Below are 23,704 nucleotides of genomic sequence, written 5' to 3' on the forward strand. Positions count from 1 at the left end.
TAAATACTGTGAAAGCTATTGCGCTCATCACGCTTTCACCGCGTTTAAGCGACTGCGCTAGCCAGCGCAACGCTTAAACGATTTAGAAAATATGAAGAGATTGCTCAGTGGCGATCTCTGAAATTAAAGAGTTAACCATTAAAGGTTCCACATAACATGTCTGATAACACTCAGCAGCAAGATGAAAACCGCCTGATTGCGGAGCGTCGTGAAAAACTCAACGCGCTGCGTGAAGCGGGTAACGCTTTCCCAAACACTTTCCGTCGTGACAGCTATGCTCAGGATCTGCAGGATCAGCATGGCGATAAATCGAAGGAAGCGATTGCTGAAGAAGGCATTAAAGTCAGTGTTGCTGGTCGGGTGATGCTCAACCGCGGTGCTTTTGGTGTCATCCAGGATATGTCCGGGCGGATTCAGTTCTACGTGAACAAAGAGGCGCGTGCTTTCGCTAAATCACTGGATCTGGGCGATATTATCGGTGTCACCGGTACGTTGCATAAGTCAGGCAAGGGCGATCTGTATGTCGATCTGGAACAGTATGAACTGCTGACCAAGAACCTGCGTCCGCTACCGGATAAGCATAAGGGGTTGCAGGATACCGAGATTCGCTATCGTCAGCGCTATGTGGATCTGATTACCAATGAACAGTCCCGCAAAGTGTTTGAAACCCGTTCAAAAATTGTTGCCGGCATTCGTAACTATCTGACTGAAAAACGCTTTATTGAAGCGGAAACGCCGATGCTTCAGGTGATTCCTGGTGGCGCCAGTGCCCGTCCCTTTATCACGCACCACAATGCGCTGGATCGGGATATGTATCTGCGGATCGCTCCGGAACTGTATCTGAAACGTCTGGTGGTGGGCGGTTTCGAGCGGGTGTTTGAGATCAACCGTAACTTCCGTAACGAAGGCTTGTCGACCCGCCATAACCCTGAGTTCACCATGATTGAGTTCTATCAGGCGTATGCTGATTACCATGACCTGATGGACCTGACTGAAGATATGCTGCGTACCGTGGCGCAGAATGTGCTGGGGACGACGACCATCGTTAACACTGTGCGCAATGAAGACGGAGAGGTGCTGGAAACCTTTGAGTACGACCTTGAAAAGCCGTTTACCCGTCTCAGTGTGTTTGATTCAATCCTCCACTATAACGACGATATCACCGCTGAAGCGCTGGCCGATGACCATGCTGCCCGTCAGATCGCAGAGCGTATGGATATCGATGTGAAAGATAGCTGGGGGCTGGGTAAGGTGCAGATCGAGATCTTCGAGAAGACCGTTGAGCACCGACTGCAGCAACCGACTTTTATCACCGAGTATCCGACCGAAGTTTCACCGCTGGCCCGGCGTAGCGACGCCAACCCGTTTGTGACTGACCGGTTTGAATTCTTTGTTGCCGGACGCGAGCTGGCGAACGGCTTCTCCGAGTTGAATGACTCTGAAGATCAGGCGGAACGTTTTCAGGCACAGGTGGCAGAAAAGGATGCCGGTGATGATGAAGCGATGCACTACGATGCAGACTACATCAATGCGCTGGAATATGGTTTGCCGCCCACTGCTGGTGAGGGTATCGGTATCGATCGTCTGGTGATGTTATTCACCGACTCTGCATCGATTCGTGATGTTATCCTGTTCCCGGCGATGCGCCCCCGGGGCTGATGCGTCTTTGAACCGAACCGGTTAATCTATAAGGGCTGCCCACGGGTGGCCCTTTTTGTCTTCAGGAATCTCTGTATGAGCTGGTTAATACCGCAACAGAAACGCCATCTGCCCGGTAAACGCTGGATCAGTATTATGCTGCGTTCGCTGCATCTGGTGGGAATTGCCGGGCTGGCGGGTGCTTACCTGTTTCATCAGCCGCAGACTGCCTGGTTTCCCTATCTGTTGCTGGCTGTTGGCAGTGGTGTGCTGATGGTGGTCAAGGAGCTCTATGTGGACTCTATCTGGCTGTATCAGCTGCGGGGCCAGTTGATACTGTTTAAACTGCTGTTGCTGAGTGCCGCAATCTACTGGTTTGCGCAGCCGCAGGCCTGGATCTATATCGTGGTGATTCTGATTTCCGGCGTGATCTCCCATGCCCCGGGTAAGGTGCGCTATTACTCGATTATCTATGGCAAAGTCCTGACCCGTGATGTGTGGCAGGGGCGGTCTGATGCGAGGATTCGTGACTGTGGTGATAACTGAATGAGTGAGGAGAGTGTGATGGCACTGGACAATGCCCCGAGCTGGCAACCCTGGTTAAACGCTGAGTTTGAAGCGCCCTATATGCAGCAGCTGAAACAGTTTTTGCAGCAGCAGAAGGCGGCTAAAAAAAAGATCTATCCCCATTCGACTCACTGGTTTCATGCCTTGGAGGCAACACCGCTGGATCGGGTGAAGGTGGTGATTATCGGTCAGGACCCCTACCATCAGCCGGGTCAGGCGCACGGTCTGTGCTTCTCGGTGCGACCCGGTATCAAGACGCCTCCTTCGCTGGTGAATATCTATAAAGAGCTGCACAGCGATCTGGGGGTGACCCCGGTGGATCACGGTTATCTGGAAAGCTGGGCAAAGCAGGGGGTGTTGCTGCTGAATGCGGTACTCACGGTTGAGGATTCACAGGCCGCCTCCCATCAGGGGAAAGGCTGGGAGCAGTTTACCGACCGGGTGATCGCCACGGTGAATGAGCAGTGCGAGCACGTGGTGTTTCTGTTGTGGGGCAGTTATGCCCAAAAGAAAGGCGCTGTTATCGATCCGCAACGACATCTGGTGTTGAAATCGGCCCATCCGTCGCCACTGGCGGCCTATCGGGGTTTCTTTGGCTGCAAGCATTTTAGTCAGGCGAATGAGTATCTACAGAGTTGTGGGCGTGATCCGATAGATTGGCAGCTCCCGGGGGAAATTAGCAGCTAGACGCGACTTCGTCGCTTGCTAGAACGGCGCTACGCGCCTGCTAGAGGCTAGCAAAAGAGAGAGTTTGAGCAAATATTAGTAGAGTAAACTGCTGATTGTGTTACGCTTTTTCTAGCCACTAGCCACTAGCCACTAGCCACTAGCCACTAGCCACTAGCCACTAGCCACTAGCCACTAGCCACTAGCCAAGCCGTATCTGTCGACTGAAAGGAGACTCTCCCATGAATGAAACCGTGCGTTTGAAAGTATTTCATCTGGATACCGATGCTCAGGAGACACTTTCCCAGTTATTTGATCTGCGTCTGGATGAGATCTGGGCAGGAGGACTGCATACCTGTCTGGGGCAGGATATGAACCGTGCCTGCTGGCTGCGATTTCGTTTGAGTGATGAACAGTGGATTGAGGTGAGTGTTGCCCGACACCCGTTTGCCGATGGTTTTACGGTGGGTTGTCTGGCGGTTAATGAGGTTGAAGCGGAGGTGCCTCGTCCTGATCAATGCAGCTGGATCAGTCTGCCTGCAGCCGCTAGTATTCTCTCTATCGAGATCTATGAACAGAGGGAACTGATCGACATTGTGGCGGCAGAACTGAATATCCCCTCTGAATCCCTTAACTACGACGCGCTGCTGATTCTGCATCTGGATAACGGTTCTGCGATTATGCTGGGGATGGAGCAGGATTTCGTTGATGGTGAACTGGTGATACTTCAGACTGACCAGCCTGAGGCGCAGGTTGGCCCCGGCTTACGTTTGCGGCGTAAACTGGAAAACCGTGACAATTGAAATTCAGGGCTCAGAGCGGCCTTAAGTGATGCCTAAGGAGGTGAACTATGAGTGATACATTAACGGTAACGGGTCAGTGTCTTTGTGGTGCGGTGTCGATGAGTACCGGATCGATGTCTCCTTCAATGGGGGCCTGCCACTGCAGTATGTGCCGGACCTGGACCGGAGGGCCGTTGCTGGCGGTGGATTGTGCAGCTGATCTGCAGATCTCAGGGGCTGAGTATATTAGCCGGTTTCAATCTTCGGACTGGGCTGAACGGGGGTTCTGCAGTCAGTGCGGCACACATCTGTTTTACCATTTAAAGCAGCAGGACCAGTATATTGTTCCGATCGGCTTTTTTGCGGTTGATGAAGGGGTTACGTTCAGTCATCAGGTCTTTATCGATGAGAAGCCTGAGTACTACTCTTTTGCCAATGTCACAAAGGATATGACCGGGGCGGAGGTCTTTGCTCTTTATGCTTCTGAATAAGCATCACCGATAAAAAAACCGCCTGAGTTGGCGGTTTTTTTATAAGCTGTGTTAATTATGCACGGCCGGTAAATTTACGCTCTTCCACGTTGACCCTGATGCGGTCTCCGGTGGAGATATGTTCCGGTACCTGTACCACCAGTCCGGTGGACAGTTTGGCTGGCTTGGTGCGGGCAGTCGCAGAACCGCCTTTGATTGAGGGGTCGGTTTCGATGATCTCAAGCTCGACAATACCGGGCAGGTCCAGCGCTACCGGCACATCATTTAAAACCATGACATGCATTCCCTGCAGGTCTTCGGTGATAAACGGTAGTTCATCTTCGATGGTTTCTTTGTTCATGCTGTAGGAGGTGTAATCTTCGCTGTCCATGAACACATACTCATCACCGTCGGTGTATGAGAATGTGGCTGCACGACGGTTCAGGTCGGCCAGGGTCAGCATATCCGAGTCTTTGAAGGTTTCATCTATCTTAGCGTTGGTGGCAACATTGTACATCCGCATACGATAGAGACTGCCTCCGGCGCGCCCTTGTGGAACCGAGCGTTCAATATCCCTGACAATATAGGCTTCGCCATTAATCTCGATGGCGGCATTTCTTTTTATTTCGCTAGCTTTAGGCATGGTCTGATGTTCCAGGATAAAAATGTTAGCGTAGTATAATCAGGTCTTCGGCCGGAAAAAATGGGGCGACAGACATTTTCTCTATAAAGATGATGCTAGCCCGGCAACCGCCTGTCGGGCAATCGTTATTTTCAGCGCTATTGCGACCCGGCGTTCATGAATCAGAGCCGCTGAGGGCGCTCAAACAGTTCCGGATCGAGTTCATAGGGCAGTGTCAGACGCTGCAATGGCTGATCACCACCTTCCAGTGTCAGTGCGGTATCGGCATCATCAAAACTGGTTTTCAAAATGACGGCCAGCAGTTCTCCCTGCTGCTCTGAGGTCATGGCGGCACTGACAACGGTGCCAACACCGGCGCGATCCGGCGTGCTGATCGCTGTGCCGGGCGCGGGAGCCTGGTCAGCGCTGAACGCCAGACGGTACATTGGCCGGTTGAGTTTGCCCCGATGTTGCAGGCGGGTGACGACTTCCTGACCGGTATAGCAGCCCTTGCTGAAACTGACGCCGTCGAACACCTGAAGGTTGGTCATCTGAGGGATAAAGGCTTCCAGGGTCTCGCTGTCCAGTGATGGGATGCCGCTACGGATATCCTGCAGCTTCCAGTTGTTGGTATCCGCCAGTGTGGCCTCTTTCAGCAGTCCGCTGAGCAGAGTTTCGGCCTGTTCAACCGGCAGCCATAACTCAAACCGTTCTCCCGGAACCCTGATTAGTAAGCCGTTGCCATAGATGGAGAACTCACCGGTTTCTGCCGGGAGGGTGAAACCCTCAGCCAGGAGTACCCGGTCCGCCTGTGCACCACTGATGCCCAGCCCCACAATCTCTTCTGAACGGTCATGGCTTTCCGCTTTGGAGAAGATCATATATTTCTTCAGGTTGGTCATCGCGGTGTCCAGAATCGACCGTTCGGTGCGTAGCCAGAAGCCATTTTCAACCGGCATCAGGCGACTGAGGCTGATCATGCCTCCTTTGATATTACAGTGAGAGCCGAGCAGACTTTTACCTGCGCTGACCTTTTGGACATCGCAGGAAAGTTGTCCCTGAAGAAATTTCTCTGCATCGGGACCGGTGACACCGAACAGCCCCAGATGGGTCAGCGGGGTAACCGTGACCGCCGCATCGCGGCTCTCTGCTGCTGAAACCTGGCAGTTTCCCAGCTCATCAACCTGAACACCCAGCGCATTAAGCGTTTCTAACCAGCTCATAATATAACCTGAAAAAGTGAAGTTCTTGTATTAAGTTCTTGTATTAAGTTCTTATGCAAGCTCTTGTATGTAAGCGCTTGCTAACTCGCAGTGGCCTGCTTAATCTTTTTCTAGCCACTAGCCACTAGCCACTAGCCACTAGCCACTAGCGAAGCCGCATCTGGCGAGTCACGCAGTGACGTTCTTGCACGGCTCGTTCACGAGCCACTGATCGCCTGCCCAAGACGCACCGGATCATCCGCTTTCAGTGTCCCTGACCATTCTATCGCATCTTTACCAAATAGCAGCACAACGGTCGACCCGAGCTTAAAGCGGCCCATCTCGTCGCCCTGTTGTAGCACGACCGGCTCAACCGGTTTGTGATGGTCTGTACGCCAGCCGTGTTTCTGCGGTGGGGCCACCTGACCGCCCCAGACCGTTTCAATACCCGCGACAATCATCGCTCCGACCAGTACCATCGCCATCGGCCCCAGCTCTGTATCAAATATAGCGATCAATCGCTCATTTCGGGCAAACAGATTATCGACCCCTTTGGCGGTGGTCTGATTGACTGAGTAGAGATCGCCCGGAACATAAATTGTTTCCCGCAGGGTGCCGGTAACCGGCATATGCACACGGTGGTAATCACTGGGGGACAGATAGATAGTGGCAAAGTGACCATGGATAAACTCCTGTGCCAGATCTGCGTGGCCGCCTAACAGGGTACTGAGACCGTAACCCCGGCCTTTCGCCTGCATAATTCGGCCATAATCGATACCACCGATCTGACTGATCGCGCCGTCGGCAGGAGATACCACGGCGGCGTCATCAAGTGGGCGCATTCCGGGTTTCAGGGCGCGGGTAAAGAAGGCGTTGAAGTTGTCAAACTGATCCAGATCCTCAATCAGTGCTTCACTCATATTGACCCGGTAGTGTCTGGCAAATGTCTTAATAAAAGGGCGCTTGATCCAGTTGCAGCGGCTCTCAGCCAGATAACCTACCGCCCGGGATAGCAGGTGTTGGGGCAGTATGTGTTGCAGCAGAATAAACAGGGAGTCTTTCACAGTCAGGTTTCCGAAAAATAGGTCAAATAGTTCTGTTAAATATTATCGTTGAACAGAGGTGTGGATGATCGCGGCGGTAGAACAGCGGCGTTGCTAACATCAGGTCTCAATCGGCGTATCATCCCGGTTACCCCATTCAAACCAGGAGCCATCGTAGCAGCGTACCTTGTCGAACCCAAGGTGTTTTGTGAACAGATAGCTCAGGCCTGAGCGGCGGTGAGTCTGGCAGTGGGTGATGATGGTCTTATCCGGGGTAACACCCAGGGCGTTGAGTTCTGCCATTATCTCCGCGGCAGGTCGCAGTTGAGGCTGTTCGCTGGACACCAGGGCGCGGGTCCATTCATAGTTTACCGCGCCGGGAATATGTCCCCCCCGTTTGGCGTTAATGATCTTCTCGCCCGTGAACTCTGCGGGGGAACGGACATCGAGAACGATATGGTCACTGGCATCCAGATGGTCGTAGATATAGGCGATATCTGCCAGATACTCTGATGTTAAGGTTACCGGGTAGAGGGTTGGGGTCGGGGTGTTTATCTGGGTTTCCAGTGGCAATCCCGCTTCAATCCAGCCCACCAGATGGCCATTCACAAATGAGCAGCGCTGGTGGCCGATACTGTTCAGGGTCCAGATCATCCGTCCGGCCCAGGGCCCCATCTGGTCATCGTAAACAACCACATGCCGTTCAGGGGTCAGACCGATCTCCCCCAGCAATCTACTGAGCTGTTCAGGCTCAGGGATTTTGTTTGGCACCTCGCCATGACCCCGTAACAGTCTGGCCGGGTCCATATGTATGGCGCCGGGGATATGCCCCTTGTGATAGTTTTCTGCTGAAGAGAGATCAAGAATCAGCAGATTTGCGGTGGATAGTTGTTCTGATAGCTGCTGAGGGGAGATAACTAGTGGCAGGCTCATTTTTTGGCTCCGGCGCGTAATTTATAAACATGGTCCAGACAGCGTCCGGCGCTATTACACAGATCTTTAAACTTTTTATGATGAAAGGTCTGCACCCCATCGGCAGTGTTATCCCGGTCAGCGTAGATAATAACCACCGAGCGGTTACTGGCGATCAGTGACATCAGCAGATAGTCCTCCTGACTGACATGGCGGCTGAAGGTGGCCGGCAACATTGTTCTGACCTGTTCTCGGTTGGTCTGGTTAATCAGCAGACATCCCGGTTTTTCATTCAGACGGCTGAACAGACTCTTGGGCCCCAGAATATGGGTCGAGTGTGGCAGGGGGTGGTCATCGGCAAAACCGGTGGCTTTAACAACTTTCAGGGAGTTACTTTTCGGTGGCAGGATAATCAGTGCAGCGCGTTGCATACCCAGCCCGGCAATGAGCGCTTTTAGCAGATCATTAAGCACCTGGGCGCCCTGGCTGTAGTAATCCCCTAACTCATTGAATCGCTGCAGATACTGCCGGTAGAGGTTCTTATCGAGAAAGTCAGCATCGGGCACAGAGTCTCGTTCAGCTGTTCTGATCGCCGGCTGAGTTTCGGGGCCGCCGACCGGCTCATCCTCTGCCGGGTTTTGCGCTTTAGCCGGGATCTCCAGCGTTGCGGCTTCCTGGGCCGGGTTCTGTTGATGACCCTTTGACGCGACCTCATCTCGGCTGATACGACCCGCATCAGGTTGATCGGTTGCGGCTTCAGCTGCCACACGTTGGGGTGGGGTCGGCCGGTTAACCGTTGTGGTTGCGTGGGTTTTGGCGGACTCAGATATTGATTTATCATGAGGCAGTTGAAAGAGTTTTCTGTCTGTTGCGGTCAGTCTGTATGTGGGAGACAGATCCGATTCAAGCATCAGCATCTCGGCGGCAGGGGCGAGTGTTCCGGCGACATGATAGTTGCGCGAAGCCATAACGCAGTTTCGATGCAGGAACGCGAAGGTACGGTTGAGTTCGCCTCGCAGGTAATCATTGATGATGTCGATCAGGTGGAGAGTTGCTTCTTTACCCCAGCCATAGTTGGCCGTCAGCGCCAGCAGATTACCCAGTTTGACCGGGAAAAACTTTTGCTGTGTCAGATGATTTAACTGGCGCAACTGGTCACCATCCAGTCGGGGATCACTCAGGGCGCGCTGGTGTAATTGCAGGATCATCTGACGATTCAGGGGGGTACTGTTCTCCAGCGTCACTCTGGCCAGTGACGAAACTGGCCAGAGGCTCAGCAGTCGCTTGGAGATGCCATCAATAGTGCAGCCCAGTACCCGGGTTTCAGCCAGTTCAGGACCGACATCTTTTTCGCGGATCATGATCTGGATTTTAACCATATGCTGAGGGGCAAAATACCACAGCAGCCAGTGACCTATGTTGTAAAACAGCGCGGCGAGATAGCTCTCTTCGGCAAACATACCGCCACGGCACTGTTTCAGCCACTGATGCACCTGAGTTGCAGCATGATGACTGTTGGCAACGGCCCGGAAATACATTTTCTGCGCGGTACTGGCTGGATTCAGGCGGAGGGTGGGCAGACTGTTGATCAGCTGTTCCAGTTTATGCATCCCCAGTGAGCCGATGGCGTGATCGATACTGGTGATCTCTGACTGCTTCTCATCATGCAGCCTTCCCGCCGCCAGTGCCACGTGAAAGCAGAGCAGAGGATCGCTTTTGATCAGCTTGCTCAGATGGTTGACTGAGCAGTTCGGGTCGGCCAGTTTTTTTTGTAGCCGTTTGATGATGCTGAGTCTGACCGGTGGCTGTTTTTCACTGAGAAAGTGGTACCACTGCTCAGCATTCTGCGGAATCTGTTGTTCGGTCATTGGTCCTGCTGCCCCGTCAGTCCTGATTCAGGGTATTCAGAATATGCTTGTAGCTGTTTACCCGTTGCTCACTGATCTTACCCTCTTCGATGGCCTGTTTGATAGCGCAGCCGGGCTCCTTTTCATGGTTGCAGTCCCTGAACTTACAGTAGCCGATAAAAGGGGCAAACTCGCGAAACCCATCGAGAAGATTATGTTCATTAATGTGCCACAGGGCAAACTCCCGGATTCCGGGGGAGTCGATCAGGTCGCCCCCATCAGGAAAGTGAAACAGCCGGGCGGTGGTGGTGGTATGGGTGCCTTTGCGGGTGGCCTCGGACAGAGCCCCCACTTTGAGATCTATTCCCGGTAGCAGGGCGTTAATCAGTGATGATTTGCCCACTCCTGACTGGCCGACAAACACACTGATACGGTTATTCAGCTGTTGTCGCAGAGGAGCCAGCCCCTCTTTGTCCATCGATGAAACCTGCATCACCTGATAACCGATGGAGCGATAGAGGTCGACCATCGTGTCTACCCGTTGGCGATTTTCATCGTTTAGCAGATCGGTTTTGTTGAGCAGGATGACCGGTTCGATGCCACTGAGTTCGGCAGCCACCAGATAGCGATCGATCAGATTGTAATGGGCCAGCGGTTCAACGGCGATGGTGATCACGATCTGATCGATATTGGCTGCTACCGGCTTGAGTTCACCGTGGTTGTTTGGCCGTTGCAGAATCGTGCTGCGTGGCTGGGTGGCCACCACCACACCATATTCAGCTCCGGCGCGCCAGATTACCCGGTCTCCGGTCACCAGCGTGTCGAGATTGGTGCGCATATGACAGCGAAAGATCTGCCCGGCAGCATCGCCTTCCTGCGCTTCAACGTCGACCTGCCGGCCAAAGTGGGAGATGATCTGGCCGTGTTGTTCCGGCCCCAGATCACCGCCTTCCAGTTGCTGATCGATATCTGAATCTTTGCGCGCTGCTCGCTGGGCGCGCTCGTCCTGAATCTTCTGTACGCGCCAGGTCTGGCGTCGGGTAAGCTTACGTTTCGACATTTATCAGCTAATTCTGGTATAGGGGTGAATTTTCACAGCATGCTAAGGTATTCTATTAAGCACTAATTTTACAGTACTGGTACTAAGGAATACTAATATGTCACGGCAGAATAACCTGATCTGGATCGATCTTGAGATGACCGGTCTGGATCCGGAGCATGACAGAATCATCGAGATCGCCACTATCGTAACAGATTCGCAGCTGAATATTCTGGCAGAAGGGCCAAATCTGGTGGTTCATCAGTCTGATGAGTTGTTAAACGGTATGGATGAATGGTGTACCAGGCAGCATGGTCAGTCTGGTCTGACGCAGAAAGTGCGCGACTCTCTGATTAGTGAGCGGCAGGCTGAACTGGATACTATTGAGTTTGTTCTTGAGTATGTGGATAAAGGCGCGTCACCCATTTGTGGCAACTCAATTGGTCAGGATCGCCGTTTTCTGGTGAAGTATATGCCGGAGCTGGAAGCGTTTTTCCATTACCGTAATTTGGATGTCAGCACTATCAAAGAGCTGGCCCGGCGCTGGGCGCCAGAGGTGCTGGATGGCGTGGTAAAAAAAGGCAGTCATCTGGCGCTGGATGATATTAAAGACTCAATTAATGAGTTAAAGCACTATCGTGAAACATTTTTTAAGTTATAAGGTATAGGTCTGAAGTACGCTCCCATTATGGGGGGAGAGCTCTGAGTCGGATGAAGACTTAGCCCTCTTTCTGTCATATGCTTACTGGTGAACCGGAACCTGGACACTGCTCATGATTGATGAAATCGATAGTGTAAACTCATTTGACCAACCGCCTGTTGAAGAGCGGGCGATGTCGGTTGAAGAGCTGGATAAGATCCTCAGGTTGCAACAATCTATTTTTGCTCAGGTAGCTGGCAACGCTGAGTACATCGATACCCTCAACGCTTTGTGTAGCATGGCGGAGCAACTGCTACCAGATTCTGTCGCTTCAGTGATGTTGCGCGATGAACAGAGTGGTCTGCTCAATGTGCTGGTTGCTCCCAGTGTACCGCAGCAGGGGGTGGATGCGTTACAGGGCCTGGCCCCAGGGCCTGGCAGCGGATCCTGCGGCAATGCGGTGATGCGCAATGAGCCGGTGTTCGTCAGAGACACATTCAATGATCCCCGCTGGCAGGATCTCAGGCAACTGGCTCATGATTTTAATCTGCGCGCCTGCTGGTCGATGCCGGTGCGCAATAATGATGGCAAGGTCATCGGTTCGTTTGCGCTCTCCTCTTTTGAGCAGCGCGCGCCATCGGCTTTTCATATTCGTTTGCTGGATGTCGGTGCCTCGATGGTGAATATCGTGCTGGCGAAACAGTATCAGGAGCAGGCGCTGGAAGAGCAACGAAAGCAGCTGATAACGGCGCTTGAGTGCGACAGCCTGACAGCCCTGCCGAATCAGTCAAAACTGAAGGTGCAGCTGAAAAACTGTATCGCTATGCAATCTCTGTTGTTGATCAATCTGGACAACTTCCGTTTTATCAATACCGCTTATGGTCCCTCCTTTGGTGATCTGTTTCTCTGTCAGGTGGCCCAGATGCTGCAGCAGCAGTTTCCCGAGGCTGAGTTATACCGTATCAATGCGGATGAGTTTGCCCTGTATTACCGGCTGCCGACCGATCTGCAACAACAGATTGAGCGGTTCAGGGAGTATCTGTTCGGGCACCCGTTGAAGATTGACGACCAGCTGTTCAGTGTCACCTTTACTGCGGGCGGAGCATCAGGGCGTAAAAACCTGCTGGAACAGGCCGTTCAGGCGATGAGCCAGGCAAAAGCACGGGGTAAAAACCGTTATCACATCTATGATGCCGAACGGGATGAACCTGATCAGGCATTGCGCCGTGAGTATATCCGCTGGAATGCTATGCTGCATCAGGCACTGAATGAGGGGCGGGTGAAACCGTACTTTCAGGGGGTTCGAGATAATAGTAGTGGCGACATTGTCAGTTATGAGGCGCTGGTGCGTCTTGAGGATAGTGGCAAGGTCTATACCCCCTACCATTTCTTTAATGCGGTCAGGCTGTCCGGTCTGTTTCCCACCATTACCCGTCTGGTGATTGATAAGGGGCTGGCTGAGATTGCCGGTAGCGGATTGATTCTGTCGGTTAATATCACCGAAGATGATCTGCTGCTGGAGTATCTGGAAGCCTATCTGACAGAGAAGACGGCCGCCTACGGGGTGGCGCCGGAACAGGTTGTCCTGGAGATTCTTGAGGGAATCAGCTCTTCAGGCAAGAAGAATCACATTGCTCAGTTAATCCGGCTTAAGGATCTGGGGTATAAACTGGCTATCGACGATTTTGGCACTGAGTATTCCAATTTCGAACGCCTGCTTGAGTTACACGTCGATTTTGTCAAGATCGACGCGAAATATATCAAAAATATCGCTACCGATAGGAAAAGCTATGAGATTACCCGGGCAATCGTCTTTTTTGCCCGAAACGCTGGCATCAAAACAGTTGCTGAATTTGTGCATAATGATGCGGTGCAGCAGGTGGTTGAATCATTAGGGATCGACTATTCTCAGGGCTATCTGTTTAGCGAACCAGTCGCTAAAATTGCCCATGATCACAAGTAAATAGTAAGAGTCGTGTTCCACTTACCCTTCTGAGCAAGCGAAAACTATTCATCTCTAATTCATCTCCCTGATGTTATTTTTGTGCATTGCACAATAATATCCGGGAGGTGTGTATGAAGCCTGTTTCTATCAATCTTGCATTGCAGGGAGGTGGTGCTCACGGGGCATTTACCTGGGGCGTGCTGGATCGTTTGCTGGAGGAGTCCTGGATCAGCTTTGATGGTGTCAGTGGCACCAGTGCCGGAGCTATGAATGCGGTAATGCTGGCTGAGGGCTGGCGCAAAGGAGGTCGTAGCGGCGCTAAAGCGCAGTTAGCGTTGTTCTGGCTGGCGGTTGCTTCCAGTGATTTTTCGATTCGTTTGCCGGAGCAACTGGAGGGAGCGGTGACCCGTTTCTGGCTGCATGCGATGCGCTACCTTTCCCCCTATGATCTCAATTTGCTGGATATCAATCCTCTCGAAGATCTGTTACTGGGGCAGGTGAATTTCGAACAGCTGAGGCAGAACTGCCCGTTTAAGCTGTTTATTGCGGCCACCGAAGTGGCCACGGGAAAGTTAACCCTGTTTAATGAGGCTGAACTGGATCTGCCCCATCTGCTGGCGTCGGCCTGTCTGCCTAATATCCATAAAGCGATTGAAATTGACGGAGCGTTCTACTGGGATGGTGGATTTTCCGGCAACCCCGCAGTGTTTCCGCTGATCTATGAGTGTGCTGCGGATGATGTGCTGATTGTTCTGTTGCAGTCGTTGCAACGGGACCCGTTGCCGGTTTCCGCAGAACATATTGCGGCGCGGGTGACAGAGCTAGGGTTTCAGAGCACCTTTATGCGGGAGATGCGAACCATCACCAATATCCGCAACTACAGTTCCGGCTGGCGCTGGCGGCAGGGCTGGGCGGAACGTAAGGTAAACGGCATGCGCTGTCACCTGCTGGAGAGTGATCCCCTTTTAGCGGGACTGGATGGGGCCAGTAAGTATGATAACAGTAAGCAATTTCTAACCGGACTGATGGAGTCTGGCCGGGAGGCAGGTGAACACTGGCTGTCTGCCCATGGTGCCCAGTTAGGAAAGCGGGAAAGTTGTGATCTTAACGCCCTGTTTAGTTAAGCAGATCCATGAGTATGTGGGGCTCTTTATTCAGTCCGGCAGTGTTGCTGACCGGCGGTGGCTCAGGATGGGAGGTTGCTGGTCTGCATTGCGGCTTTGCAGATGCTGGAGTGCCCAGAGGGCGTGCTCCCTTACCAGTGGATCATCTCCATCGATCATGCTCTGTAGCGCGTTCAGTACCTGTTCGCCGCCGCGGCTGTTACCCAGAGCAACGGCGATATTGCGTTGCCAGCCGCTGTAGCCGGTGCGCCGGATCGCTGACCCTTCTGTGCGTTTCAGAAAGGTCGCTTCACTCCACTGCTGAAGCTCCAGCAGCGATATGCGGTCAAGGTTATGGCGTGGCGTAAAATCAGTCTCGTCGCTGTGCTTTGCAAAACGGTTCCAGGGACAGATCAACTGGCAGTCATCACAGCCGAAGATCCGGTTGCCAATCAAAGGCCGGAACGCGGTAGGAATAGAGCCCTTCAGTTCGATCGTCAGGTAAGAGATGCAACGCCGCGCATCCAGTTGATAGGGCGCGACAATCGCCTGGGTCGGGCAGATATCGATACACGCCTGGCACTGGCCACAGTGTTCCTCTTCGTAGGGGGGATCGACCGGCAGTGGCAGATCGACAAACAGTTCCCCCAGCAGAAACCAGGAGCCGGCCTGACGATTTAAAATCAGGGTATGCTTGCCCTGCCAGCCCAGACCGCTGTTGCGGGCCAGCGGCCTCTCCAGTACCGGGGCGCTGTCGACAAAGGCACGATAACCGAACTGACCGATCAATGTTTCCATCTGTTTGCCCAGCTGGGTCAGCTTTTTGCGCATCACCTTGTGATAATCCCGTCCCATGGTATAGCGGGATATATATGCCTGATCCAGGTTTTTCAGCACGCTGATGGTTTTTGTATCGGGGGGCAGGCAGTTCATGCGGACACAGATAATACGCTGAGTGCCCTCGGTGAGCAGTGCCGGGTTGATCCGTTTATCGAAGTGGTTTTCCAGATAGCCCATCTCTCCCTGATAGCCTTTATCGAGCCAGGCTTTAAGGGGCGCTGCTTCCGCACTCAGGTCGGTGCCGGTGATGCCGCACTGCTGAAACCCCAGGGAGATGGCCATCGCTTTGATCTGATCCGCCAGGGTTTGCAGTATTTCAGGGTCGTATTGAGTCATCGGCGCTATATAATGAAGTTAGGAAAAGCCTTTCAGAGAATATGTTATGTCACATTCTGACCTGCCAGCATCATTATACACAGCGAAACAGACCCGCGCTCTTGATCAGACAGCGATAGCGTCGGGTGTGCCGGGTTTTAAACTGATGCAACGGGCTGGGCATGCCGCCTTTGACCGTTTACGGCAGCGCTGGCCCGACGTTCGGAAGCTGACGCTGTTGTGTGGCGGTGGCAATAATGGTGGGGATGGCTTTGTGGTGGCGGTGCTGGCGCAGCGTTTGGGTATGCAGGTGCAATTGCTCTGTGTCGGTGGCGATGATTTTGCCGCGCGGTTGTCCGGTGAAGCATTGCAGGCCTGGGAGTGGTTGCAGGCGGAATCTGTGGCGTGGCAGCTGTACCACGGGCAGACTTTCACCGGCGAACTTATCATTGATGGGCTGTTGGGGACCGGGATTAGCGGTGAGGTACGCGACCCATTCCGCACTGCGATTAAACAGATTAACCGGGCGGGCCTGCCGGTTGTGGCGCTGGATATCCCATCGGGTTTATGCAGTGATACCGGCGCAGTTCTCGGCGTTGCTGTGCGGGCCGATATGACGGTGACCTTTATCGGTGTTAAGCGCGGATTGCTGACCCATGAGGGGCCGGCGTTTACCGGAGAGCTACTGTTTGACGGATTGCGTGTCAGTGATGATGTTTATGAGTCGGTGGATGTCGCTGGATTTATCACCGGTGCAGATGATCTCAGCCACCTGTTACCGCCCCGGAATAAAACCACTCACAAGGGTGATTGTGGTCATGTGTTGGTGATTGGCGGCGATACCGGTATGGGCGGCGCGGCAATTATGGCGGCCCAGGCAGCCGGGCGCTGTGGTGCCGGGCTGGTGACGGTTGCGACCCGGGCTGAACATCTTTCGGCACTGTTGTCCCGCTACCCTGAAGCGATGGCGGTGGGGGTTCGTTCAGGTAGCGAGCTGGAACCCTTTATTGAACGGGCTGATGTGCTGGTGGTGGGACCGGGTCTGGGGAAAAACGCCTGGGGGGAGCAGTTGCTGATGCAGGCGCTGAGCGCTGACAAACCGCTGGTGCTGGACGCGGATGCGTTGAACCTGCTGACGCTTCGCCGGGAGTTTGGCCAGCGCAATGGTGAGCGCTGGGTAATCACGCCACATCCGGGGGAAGCCGCCCGGCTGTTGGGCTGTAGCGTTGCCGGATTGCAGGCTGACCGGTTTGCCGCGGTGGTTGAGTTGCAGGCCGCATTTGGCGGGGTTGCGCTGTTGAAGGGACCGGGAAGTCTGAGTTTTGATGGCGACGCGCTGCATCTGAATCCTACCGGAAACCCGGGGATGGCCAGCGGAGGCATGGGGGATGTATTGAGCGGCGTGATCGGCGCGCTGATCGCTCAGGGGTTGTCTGCTGCCGATGCGACCCGCCTGGGGGCCTGGTTGCATGGTGCTGCAGCAGACCGTAGTGCTGCACTTTATGGCTCCCGAGGTATGCAAGCGACCGATCTGTTGGCACAATTACGCCTGTTGGTTAATGGTTTGTAAGGAAGGGCAGAGTGCCGCAGAAATCTGATTACAGTGTGTTTATTGCCGATGAAGCGGCAATGGTTATGTTTGGGCAGCAGATTGCCCGTGCAACCACCGGCGGAGAGGTAATCTTTCTTGAGGGAGACCTGGGTATGGGTAAAACCACCCTGAGTCGTGGTGTTTTGCAGGGCTTTGGTCATCAAGGCTCGGTTAAGAGTCCGACCTATACACTGGTTGAACCCTATGAACTGGGCGATATAACGGTGTTTCATTTTGATCTGTATCGGCTGGGAGACCCTGAGGAGCTCGAATACCTGGGTATCAGGGACTATTTTACCGATCAGAGTATCTGTCTGATTGAGTGGCCTGAACGGGGAGAGGGGGCGTTGCCGCTGGCGGATCTGATACTGAATATTACGGTGGAACAACGGGGCCGTCGGATAAACTGGCACCCGCAGACTGAAAAAGGCCGGCAACTGGCCGATAAGCTGATAGTCAGTTGATACGTTTGGCAGGCAGCCTGTCAGCAGGTATGTTGTAATGGATATATTCAGAGCGTATGTGAGCGCTTGATTTAGGGGCTTGGGTTGTAACAGTACGATGAGAAACCGAATGATACGACGGGCGGGACTGATAGTATTGCTTTTGAGCTGCTGGTTGAGGGCGGCTGGTGGCTATGCGGCTGAAGTTCATAATGTGCGGGTGTGGATCGCTCCGGATCATGCCCGGTTGGTGTTCGATCTGTCCTCGGAAGTACAGCATAAGCTGTTTACTCTGAAGAAGCCTGACCGCATCGTATTGGATGTCTCCGATGCGTCGCTGCAATCCAATCTGGAAACCGTTGACCTGTCTGGCAGTCCCGTATCACTGATCCGTTCCGGTTCCCGTAATGGTGGTAAAGATCTGCGCATCGTGCTTGATCTTAAAGAGCATGTGAAGCCGAAGAGCTTTGCCCTCAAACCGAATGATCAGTACGGGCACCGGCTGGTGCTCGACCTTTATCGTGATGTGGCGCCTGAAGCCCCGCAGAAAACTGCAGTGGCGTCTGCAGACGATCCGGCAGCGTTGCGGGATATCGTGATTGCCATTGATGCCGGGCACGGCGGTGAAGACCCCGGGGCTATTGGTCCCGGACGGGTCAAGGAGAAAACCGTGGTGCTGGGGATCGCCCGGGAGCTCAATGCGCTTCTGCAAAAGGAGCGGGGGTTTCAGCCTAAACTGACCCGTGATGGGGATTACTATATCAGTCTGCGCAGCCGTACCGAACGGGCGCGTAAGATGAACGCAGATATGTTTGTCTCGATCCATGCGGATGGCTTTCGCGATCACCGTGCCCGGGGGGCTTCGGTCTGGGTGCTCTCCCCCCGGGGGGCCAGTAGTGAGATGGGACGCTGGCTGGCGCAGAAAGAGAACAGTGCCGATCTGATTGGTGGCGTGGGCGGCGTGAGTCTGGAGGATAAAGATGATGTGCTGGCCAAGGTGTTACTGGATATGTCGATGACCGCCAGTCGCAGTGATAGTCGGGATATCGCCCGCAGTATCCATAAAAATATGAGTAAGTTTGCCAAAATGCATAAAAAGCGGGTTGAACAGGCGGGATTTGTGGTTTTGAAGTCTCCTGATATCCCCTCTATTCTGGTCGAAACCGGTTTTATCACCAACCATGATGAGGCGGCCAAGCTGAAGTCTAAGGCGTATCAGCGAAAGATGGCCGAGGCCATTTTTGCCGGCATCAAAGCCCATTTCTCGGCTAAGCCCCCTGCGCTGACCTGGCTTGCCTGGCAAAAAGAGGGGCGGGGCACCACCAGGGCAACACCCTCCAGCTACAAGGTGGTGCGGGGGGACACTCTCTCTGTTATTGCCAGCAGGAACGGTGTATCGTTGTCCGCACTACGCAAGGCGAACGGGCTTAGCAATGCTGACCAGATACTGGTTGGTCAGGTGCTGAAGATCCCTGCCAGTTAAATAACTATTTGTAATCTGTGATATGTCCCGAATACACCTGCTGACCCCCCGGCTGGCGAACCAGATCGCCGCCGGTGAAGTTGTTGAACGTCCCGCCTCGGTTGTGAAAGAGATCCTTGAGAACAGTCTTGATGCGGGAGCGGGCCGGATTGAGCTGGATATCGAGCAGGGCGGAGTCAAGCTGATCCGCCTGCGGGACGATGGACAGGGGATAGAGAAAGATGATCTGCCGCTGGCGTTGAGTCGCCACGCCACCAGTAAAATACTCAATCTAGACGATCTTGAAGCGGTCGAAAGTCTCGGCTTTCGCGGCGAAGCGCTGGCATCGATCAGTTCGGTGTCCCGTCTGACGCTCACCTCACGAACCGCGGATCAGGAGGCGGGCTGGCAGGTGCAGACGGAGGGGCGGGATATGGTCGCTGAGGTGTCGCCCGCAGCGCACCCTCAGGGCTCTACAGTCGAAGTGCGGGATCTGTTTTTTAATACCCCGGCGCGGCGCAAATTTCTGAAAACGGAAAAAACTGAGTTTAAACACCTGGAAGAGGTGGTGAAACGGCTGGCACTGAGCCGCTTTGATGTTGGATTTACACTGCGACATAACCAGAAAGTGATCCATCAGTTGCGTCCCGCCATCAGCGAAACCGAACAGGAACGGCGAATTTCGACCCTGCTGTCGCCGGCATTTATTGAAAATGCAATGAAAGTGGATGTCAGTGCCGAAGCCTCCGGGCTGCGTTTATGGGGCTGGGTGGCGCTGCCTACCTTCTCCCGCAGTCAGGCGGACCTGCAGTACTTTTTTGTCAATGGCCGGATTATCCGCGATAAAGTGGTTGCCCATGCATTGCGCCAGGCCTATCAGGATGTCCTCTACCATGGGCGGCATCCGGCTTATGTTCTTTATATGGAGCTGGATCCGAAGCTGGTGGATGTCAATGTGCATCCTACCAAGCATGAGGTGCGCTTCCGTGAGACCCGTCTGGTGCATGATTTTATCTTCCGCACCACTCATCGGGTGATAGCCGATATCCGTCCGGAGCAGGGCAGTGAACCGGCGATCTCCGGTGCTTCCGCCAGTCACCTGTTGAATGCTGCCCCGGGACAGCCCTTGGCGCAGCAGAGTTTTGAGCAGGGCCGCATGCCCCTGCATCAGTTGCAGGGTGGTTCTGGCAGCACTGCCGGTGCCGGATCCGCCTTTCGTGGTACGTATCAGTCAGATCGCCCGGCTGCTGGCCAGATTCGCGATCAGATCTCCGCCTATGGTGCGCTGCATCCTCAGGGAGATTCTGCCACTGGCATGCAGTCGGCCTCTATGCCGCAGGCGGATGATACCGAGTGTCCGCCGCTGGGATACGCTATTGCTCAGCTGCACGGCGTGTTTGTTCTGGCACAGAATGATGCCGGTCTGGTGGTGGTGGACATGCATGCCGCCCACGAGCGGGTGGTATATGAACGGATGAAGCAGGCGTATGAGATGGAGGGGGTTCGCAGTCAGCCGTTGCTGGTGCCCGTGAGTATGGCGGTCAGTTCTATGGAAGCCGATTGTGCTGAGGAGCAGGCACAGGTGTTCTCGAAGCTCGGTTTTGAGATCGCCCGGATGGGAGAGGAAACTCTGGTTGTGCGCCAGGTGCCGGTGGCACTGGCCAGCGCCGATATCAGTAAACTGATTCTCGATGTGCTGGGGGATATGGCGCAGTTTGGTACCAGTCAGAAGATTCAGCAACACACCAATGAGTTGCTGGCGACCATGGCTTGTCACGGTTCTGTGCGGGCCAACCGGCAACTGACTATTCCTGAGATGAACGCATTGTTGCGGGATATGGAGAGTACCGAACGCAGCGGGCAGTGTAACCATGGCCGACCCACCTGGACACAGATGTCGATGAATGATCTCGACAGTCTGTTTATGCGGGGACAGTAAATTGGCTGATCAGTTGCCGCCAGCCATCTTTCTGATGGGGCCGACCGCGTCCGGCAAAACAGATCTGGCGATGGCGCTCTGTGATCGCTTGCCCTGCGACATTATCAGTGTTGATTCGGCGATGATCTACCGGGAGATGAATATCGGCACCGCGACGCCGGATGCAGAGTTTCTGTCCCGTTACCCCCACCGACTGGTGAATATCCTTGATCCGGCTGAGAGTTACTCAGCGGCTGATTTCAGAACCGATGCTCTGCGAGAGATGGCTGAAATCACGGCAGCAGGGCGGATTCCGCTGCTGGTAGGTGGCACCATGCTCTATTATCAGGCACTGCTCAAAGGTCTGGCTACCCTGCCGCAGGCGGATCAGTCGATCCGTGAGCGTCTGGTTAAGGAGGCTGAACAATCAGGCTGGGAGGCGCTGCATCAGCGTTTGCAGCAGGTGGATCCGGTGGCCGCGCAGCGTATCCATCCGAATGATCCGCAACGGATGCAGCGGGCGCTGGAGGTGTATGAGCTGACCGGACGTTCGATGACTGAGTTGTGGCAGGAGCAGGAGTCACAACGGTTGCCCTATCGTGTCACCCAGCTCTGCGTTATGCCGGGTGAACGTAAAACTCTTCATGAGCGGATTGAACAGCGCTTTCATATTATGCTGGAACAGGGATTTGAGGCTGAGGTCAGGGCGCTCTGGGAACGTGGCGATCTCAATCTGCAGATGCCTTCGGTGCGCTGCGTTGGTTATCGGCAGATGTGGGAGTATTTCGAGGGCGTTTGGGATTACCCGACAATGATCGAAAAAGGTGTCATCGCGACGCGACAATTAGCAAAACGACAGGTCACCTGGCTGCGTAGTTGGGATAATCTGCATCATTTTGAATCGGCAGACCCTAATTTAACTAATAATGCCTTGAAATTGTTGGATGGGATCATTATATAATGCAGTACTGAAAATAACTTTTGGGCTGTCCGGCTTTTTAGAGGCAGCATTTTGTATCGCGGGCTATAAAATATAGCTGACCAGCGCTGCATTACTTAGTCTTAGGAAGGAGCTTCCAATGTCAAAAGGGCAATCTCTACAAGACCCTTATCTGAACGTACTGCGTAAAGAACGGGTACCTGTTTCGATTTTTCTTGTAAATGGTATCAAACTTCAGGGACAGATTGAGTCCTTTGACCAGTTCGTTATCCTGCTAAAGAATACTGTCAGCCAGATGGTATACAAGCACGCTATTTCTACTGTGGTTCCAGCCCGTCCGGTAAAACTACCGCAGGGTGACGAATCGACCGACTGAGGTATTCATTGTTCTTTGAGCGCCCTGAGTCTGGCGAATGCGCCATACTAGTTCATATCGATATGGCAGATGAGGTGGACCGAGAAAGTCCTAAAGAGCTCGAAGAGCTTGCCCTGTCTGCTGGTGCAGATCCGGTAGCCTTTCTCACCGGATCTCGCAGTCTCCCAAATCCGAAAACGTTCATCGGCTCTGGTAAGGTAGAGGAGCTGAAGGATCTTGTGCACCTGCATCAGGCTGAACTGGTGATTTTTAATCACAGTCTGAGTCCCGGGCAGGAGCGTAACATCGAGCGTGAGATCGAATGTCGTGTACTTGACCGTACCGGCCTGATTCTGGATATTTTTGCCCAGCGGGCACGCACCCATGAAGGTAAGCTTCAGGTTGAGCTAGCTCAGCTTGAGCATATGTCGACCCGATTGGTGCGCGGCTGGACCCACCTGGAACGACAGAAAGGGGGGATCGGTCTGCGTGGTCCGGGTGAAACCCAGCTGGAAACCGACCGCCGGCTGTTGCGGGCGCGTATAAAAAGCATTCTTAAACGGCTGGAAAAGGTGCGCAAACAGCGCGAGCAGGGGCGTCGTGCCCGCAGCCGCTCCGAGGTGCCAACAATCTCATTGGTTGGTTATACCAATGCGGGTAAATCAACGCTGTTTAATCGTATTACTGATGCTGAGGTTTATGCTGCAGATCAGTTGTTTGCGACGCTGGATCCTACCCTGCGCCGGATCGATCTGGCGGATGTGGGGGCCGCAATCCTGGCTGATACTGTGGGCTTTATCCGTCATCTGCCCCATAAGCTGGTTGAAGCGTTCCGTGCTACTCTGCAGGAAACGACTGAGGCAGACCTGCTGCTGCATGTTATCGATGCCTACGATGAAGATCGGCAGTCACATATGGACGAGGTGCACTCTGTCCTGAAAGAGATCGGTGCCGATGAGGTGCTGACTCTCGAAGTTTATAACAAGATCGATATGCTTGAGCGAGCTGAAGCACGTATCGACCGTAATGATGAGGGAAGGCCTGTACGGGTCTGGTTATCTGCAGTCTCAGGTGAGGGGATCGATCTGCTATTTCAGGCGATCACTGAGCTGCTGGCTGGCGATATCTTCCATGAACAGCTGAGCTTACGACCGGAGGAGGGTGGTTTGCGTGCCCAGCTTTATGCTCAGGGGGCTGTTCTGAATGAAGTGGTGGATGATCAGGGAGTTATCGATCTGGAGGTTCGTATTCAGAAAAAAGATCTGCTGCAGCTATTAAGTCGTATGAACATAGCACCAGAGCGCTATCTTGGCGTTAATGTCAACAAACCCGAGTGGTTGCATAGTTAAGTTATGCTGCTTACA

Annotated in this window: 22 protein-coding genes; 15 read left to right on the forward strand and 7 right to left on the reverse strand. The window is 53.7% G+C overall.

Features of this window, described 5'->3' with window-relative positions; all coding sequences use genetic code 11:
- Window positions 1-156: 156 nt before the first annotated feature.
- The 5 genes from lysS to BMY09_RS18565 all read left to right on the forward strand — a co-directional run bounded on the left by lysS (window position 157) and on the right by BMY09_RS18565 (window position 4,144).
- Window positions 157-1,659: a lysine--tRNA ligase gene (gene lysS, locus BMY09_RS18545; RefSeq protein WP_091361205.1), complete on the forward strand. Its 1,503-nt coding sequence runs from the start codon at window positions 157-159 to the stop codon at window positions 1,657-1,659.
- Window positions 1,660-1,734: 75 nt separating this feature from the next.
- On the forward strand, window positions 1,735-2,184 hold the full coding sequence (locus BMY09_RS18550; RefSeq protein ID WP_091361207.1) for a hypothetical protein: 450 nt from the start codon (window positions 1,735-1,737) through the stop codon (window positions 2,182-2,184).
- An 18-nt stretch (window positions 2,185-2,202) separates the two neighbouring features.
- Window positions 2,203-2,892, forward strand: a complete 690-nt coding sequence (gene ung, locus BMY09_RS18555; protein ID WP_091361303.1) for a uracil-DNA glycosylase — start codon at window positions 2,203-2,205, stop codon at window positions 2,890-2,892.
- Window positions 2,893-3,113: 221 nt separating this feature from the next.
- Window positions 3,114-3,674, forward strand: coding sequence for a hypothetical protein (locus BMY09_RS18560; RefSeq protein ID WP_091361208.1), 561 nt, complete (start codon window positions 3,114-3,116; stop codon window positions 3,672-3,674).
- A gap of 47 nt (window positions 3,675-3,721) precedes the next feature.
- Window positions 3,722-4,144, forward strand: coding sequence for a GFA family protein (locus BMY09_RS18565; RefSeq protein WP_091361210.1), 423 nt, complete (start codon window positions 3,722-3,724; stop codon window positions 4,142-4,144).
- Window positions 4,145-4,199: 55 nt separating this feature from the next.
- On the opposite strand, the gene efpL is transcribed toward BMY09_RS18565, so the two are convergent.
- The 6 genes from efpL to rsgA all read right to left on the reverse strand — a co-directional run bounded on the left by efpL (window position 4,200) and on the right by rsgA (window position 10,809).
- The gene (gene efpL / locus BMY09_RS18570) at window positions 4,200-4,766 is read right to left on the reverse strand and encodes an elongation factor P-like protein EfpL (RefSeq protein ID WP_091361211.1); all 567 of its coding nucleotides are present in this window, start codon (window positions 4,764-4,766) and stop codon (window positions 4,200-4,202) included.
- Window positions 4,767-4,927: 161 nt separating this feature from the next.
- Window positions 4,928-5,968 carry a CAF17-like 4Fe-4S cluster assembly/insertion protein YgfZ gene (ygfZ, locus tag BMY09_RS18575; RefSeq protein WP_091361213.1) on the reverse strand — a complete coding sequence of 347 codons (1,041 nt, stop codon included), beginning with the start codon at window positions 5,966-5,968 and terminating at the stop codon, window positions 4,928-4,930.
- A gap of 197 nt (window positions 5,969-6,165) precedes the next feature.
- The gene (gene asd / locus BMY09_RS18580; protein ID WP_091361214.1) at window positions 6,166-7,011 is read right to left on the reverse strand and encodes an archaetidylserine decarboxylase; all 846 of its coding nucleotides are present in this window, start codon (window positions 7,009-7,011) and stop codon (window positions 6,166-6,168) included.
- 99 nt (window positions 7,012-7,110) lie between these two features.
- On the reverse strand, window positions 7,111-7,923 hold the full coding sequence (locus BMY09_RS18585) for a sulfurtransferase (RefSeq protein ID WP_091361216.1): 813 nt from the start codon (window positions 7,921-7,923) through the stop codon (window positions 7,111-7,113).
- Window positions 7,920-9,770: an HDOD domain-containing protein gene (locus BMY09_RS18590; RefSeq protein ID WP_091361217.1), complete on the reverse strand. Its 1,851-nt coding sequence runs from the start codon at window positions 9,768-9,770 to the stop codon at window positions 7,920-7,922. The genes BMY09_RS18585 and BMY09_RS18590 overlap by 4 nt, the downstream gene beginning before the upstream one ends.
- Before the next feature lie 16 nt (window positions 9,771-9,786).
- Window positions 9,787-10,809, reverse strand: a complete 1,023-nt coding sequence (rsgA, locus tag BMY09_RS18595) for a small ribosomal subunit biogenesis GTPase RsgA (protein ID WP_091361219.1) — start codon at window positions 10,807-10,809, stop codon at window positions 9,787-9,789.
- Between the two features lie 97 nt (window positions 10,810-10,906).
- Here rsgA and orn point away from each other — a divergent pair, with 97 nt between their 5' ends.
- The 3 genes from orn (at window position 10,907) to BMY09_RS18610 (ending at window position 14,497) form a co-directional block, all read left to right on the forward strand.
- A complete protein-coding gene (gene orn / locus BMY09_RS18600; RefSeq protein ID WP_091361220.1) occupies window positions 10,907-11,449 on the forward strand; it encodes an oligoribonuclease in 543 nt (180 codons plus the stop codon).
- A 112-nt stretch (window positions 11,450-11,561) separates the two neighbouring features.
- Window positions 11,562-13,391, forward strand: a complete 1,830-nt coding sequence (locus tag BMY09_RS18605) for an EAL domain-containing protein (protein WP_091361222.1) — start codon at window positions 11,562-11,564, stop codon at window positions 13,389-13,391.
- A 113-nt stretch (window positions 13,392-13,504) separates the two neighbouring features.
- Entirely contained in the window at window positions 13,505-14,497 is a 993-nt protein-coding gene (locus BMY09_RS18610) for a patatin-like phospholipase family protein (protein WP_091361223.1), read from the forward strand.
- A 30-nt stretch (window positions 14,498-14,527) separates the two neighbouring features.
- Here BMY09_RS18610 and queG read toward each other — a convergent pair whose 3' ends face one another.
- Window positions 14,528-15,652: a tRNA epoxyqueuosine(34) reductase QueG gene (gene queG / locus BMY09_RS18615; RefSeq protein ID WP_091361225.1), complete on the reverse strand. Its 1,125-nt coding sequence runs from the start codon at window positions 15,650-15,652 to the stop codon at window positions 14,528-14,530.
- Window positions 15,653-15,698: 46 nt separating this feature from the next.
- Here queG and BMY09_RS18620 point away from each other — a divergent pair, with 46 nt between their 5' ends.
- The 7 genes from BMY09_RS18620 (at window position 15,699) to hflX (ending at window position 23,689) form a co-directional block, all read left to right on the forward strand.
- Window positions 15,699-17,201 (forward strand): NAD(P)H-hydrate dehydratase, encoded by a 1,503-nt coding sequence (locus tag BMY09_RS18620; protein WP_091361226.1) that lies wholly within the window; start codon window positions 15,699-15,701, stop codon window positions 17,199-17,201.
- A gap of 11 nt (window positions 17,202-17,212) precedes the next feature.
- On the forward strand, window positions 17,213-17,686 hold the full coding sequence (gene tsaE, locus BMY09_RS18625; protein ID WP_091361228.1) for a tRNA (adenosine(37)-N6)-threonylcarbamoyltransferase complex ATPase subunit type 1 TsaE: 474 nt from the start codon (window positions 17,213-17,215) through the stop codon (window positions 17,684-17,686).
- A gap of 109 nt (window positions 17,687-17,795) precedes the next feature.
- A complete protein-coding gene (locus BMY09_RS18630) occupies window positions 17,796-19,148 on the forward strand; it encodes an N-acetylmuramoyl-L-alanine amidase family protein (RefSeq protein ID WP_245756629.1) in 1,353 nt (450 codons plus the stop codon).
- Window positions 19,149-19,170: 22 nt separating this feature from the next.
- Window positions 19,171-21,066: a DNA mismatch repair endonuclease MutL gene (gene mutL / locus BMY09_RS18635; protein ID WP_091361231.1), complete on the forward strand. Its 1,896-nt coding sequence runs from the start codon at window positions 19,171-19,173 to the stop codon at window positions 21,064-21,066.
- A complete protein-coding gene (gene miaA, locus BMY09_RS18640) occupies window positions 21,032-22,006 on the forward strand; it encodes a tRNA (adenosine(37)-N6)-dimethylallyltransferase MiaA (RefSeq protein WP_091361233.1) in 975 nt (324 codons plus the stop codon). The genes mutL and miaA overlap by 35 nt, the downstream gene beginning before the upstream one ends.
- 118 nt (window positions 22,007-22,124) lie before the next feature.
- Complete coding sequence (gene hfq / locus BMY09_RS18645; protein WP_091361235.1) at window positions 22,125-22,361, forward strand: RNA chaperone Hfq; 237 nt, start codon at window positions 22,125-22,127, stop codon at window positions 22,359-22,361.
- Between the two features lie 8 nt (window positions 22,362-22,369).
- Entirely contained in the window at window positions 22,370-23,689 is a 1,320-nt protein-coding gene (hflX, locus tag BMY09_RS18650; protein WP_091361237.1) for a ribosome rescue GTPase HflX, read from the forward strand.
- The last annotated feature ends 15 nt before the right edge of the window (window positions 23,690-23,704 follow it).

Origin of the sequence: Amphritea atlantica, from assembly GCF_900111095.1 — a bacterium.
GTDB classification, from domain to species: Bacteria; Pseudomonadota; Gammaproteobacteria; order Pseudomonadales; family Balneatricaceae; genus Amphritea; species Amphritea atlantica.

Excerpts from the sequence above, each read along its gene's own strand:
- lysS (WP_091361205.1), top strand. The coding sequence starts at position 157 with ATGTCTGATAACACTCAGCAGCAAGATGAAAACCGCCTGATTGCGGAG.
- BMY09_RS18550 (WP_091361207.1), top strand. The coding sequence starts at position 1,735 with ATGAGCTGGTTAATACCGCAACAGAAACGCCATCTGCCCGGTAAACGC.
- ung (WP_091361303.1), top strand. The coding sequence starts at position 2,203 with ATGGCACTGGACAATGCCCCGAGCTGGCAACCCTGGTTAAACGCTGAG.
- BMY09_RS18560 (WP_091361208.1), top strand. The coding sequence starts at position 3,114 with ATGAATGAAACCGTGCGTTTGAAAGTATTTCATCTGGATACCGATGCT.
- BMY09_RS18565 (WP_091361210.1), top strand. The coding sequence starts at position 3,722 with ATGAGTGATACATTAACGGTAACGGGTCAGTGTCTTTGTGGTGCGGTG.
- efpL (WP_091361211.1), bottom strand. The coding sequence starts at position 4,766 with ATGCCTAAAGCTAGCGAAATAAAAAGAAATGCCGCCATCGAGATTAAT.
- ygfZ (WP_091361213.1), bottom strand. The coding sequence starts at position 5,968 with ATGAGCTGGTTAGAAACGCTTAATGCGCTGGGTGTTCAGGTTGATGAG.
- BMY09_RS18585 (WP_091361216.1), bottom strand. The coding sequence starts at position 7,923 with ATGAGCCTGCCACTAGTTATCTCCCCTCAGCAGCTATCAGAACAACTA.
- BMY09_RS18590 (WP_091361217.1), bottom strand. The coding sequence starts at position 9,770 with ATGACCGAACAACAGATTCCGCAGAATGCTGAGCAGTGGTACCACTTT.
- rsgA (WP_091361219.1), bottom strand. The coding sequence starts at position 10,809 with ATGTCGAAACGTAAGCTTACCCGACGCCAGACCTGGCGCGTACAGAAG.
- orn (WP_091361220.1), top strand. The coding sequence starts at position 10,907 with ATGTCACGGCAGAATAACCTGATCTGGATCGATCTTGAGATGACCGGT.
- BMY09_RS18605 (WP_091361222.1), top strand. The coding sequence starts at position 11,562 with ATGATTGATGAAATCGATAGTGTAAACTCATTTGACCAACCGCCTGTT.
- BMY09_RS18610 (WP_091361223.1), top strand. The coding sequence starts at position 13,505 with ATGAAGCCTGTTTCTATCAATCTTGCATTGCAGGGAGGTGGTGCTCAC.
- queG (WP_091361225.1), bottom strand. The coding sequence starts at position 15,652 with ATGACTCAATACGACCCTGAAATACTGCAAACCCTGGCGGATCAGATC.
- BMY09_RS18620 (WP_091361226.1), top strand. The coding sequence starts at position 15,699 with ATGTCACATTCTGACCTGCCAGCATCATTATACACAGCGAAACAGACC.
- BMY09_RS18630 (WP_245756629.1), top strand. The coding sequence starts at position 17,796 with ATGATACGACGGGCGGGACTGATAGTATTGCTTTTGAGCTGCTGGTTG.
- mutL (WP_091361231.1), top strand. The coding sequence starts at position 19,171 with ATGTCCCGAATACACCTGCTGACCCCCCGGCTGGCGAACCAGATCGCC.
- miaA (WP_091361233.1), top strand. The coding sequence starts at position 21,032 with ATGATCTCGACAGTCTGTTTATGCGGGGACAGTAAATTGGCTGATCAG.
- hfq (WP_091361235.1), top strand. The coding sequence starts at position 22,125 with ATGTCAAAAGGGCAATCTCTACAAGACCCTTATCTGAACGTACTGCGT.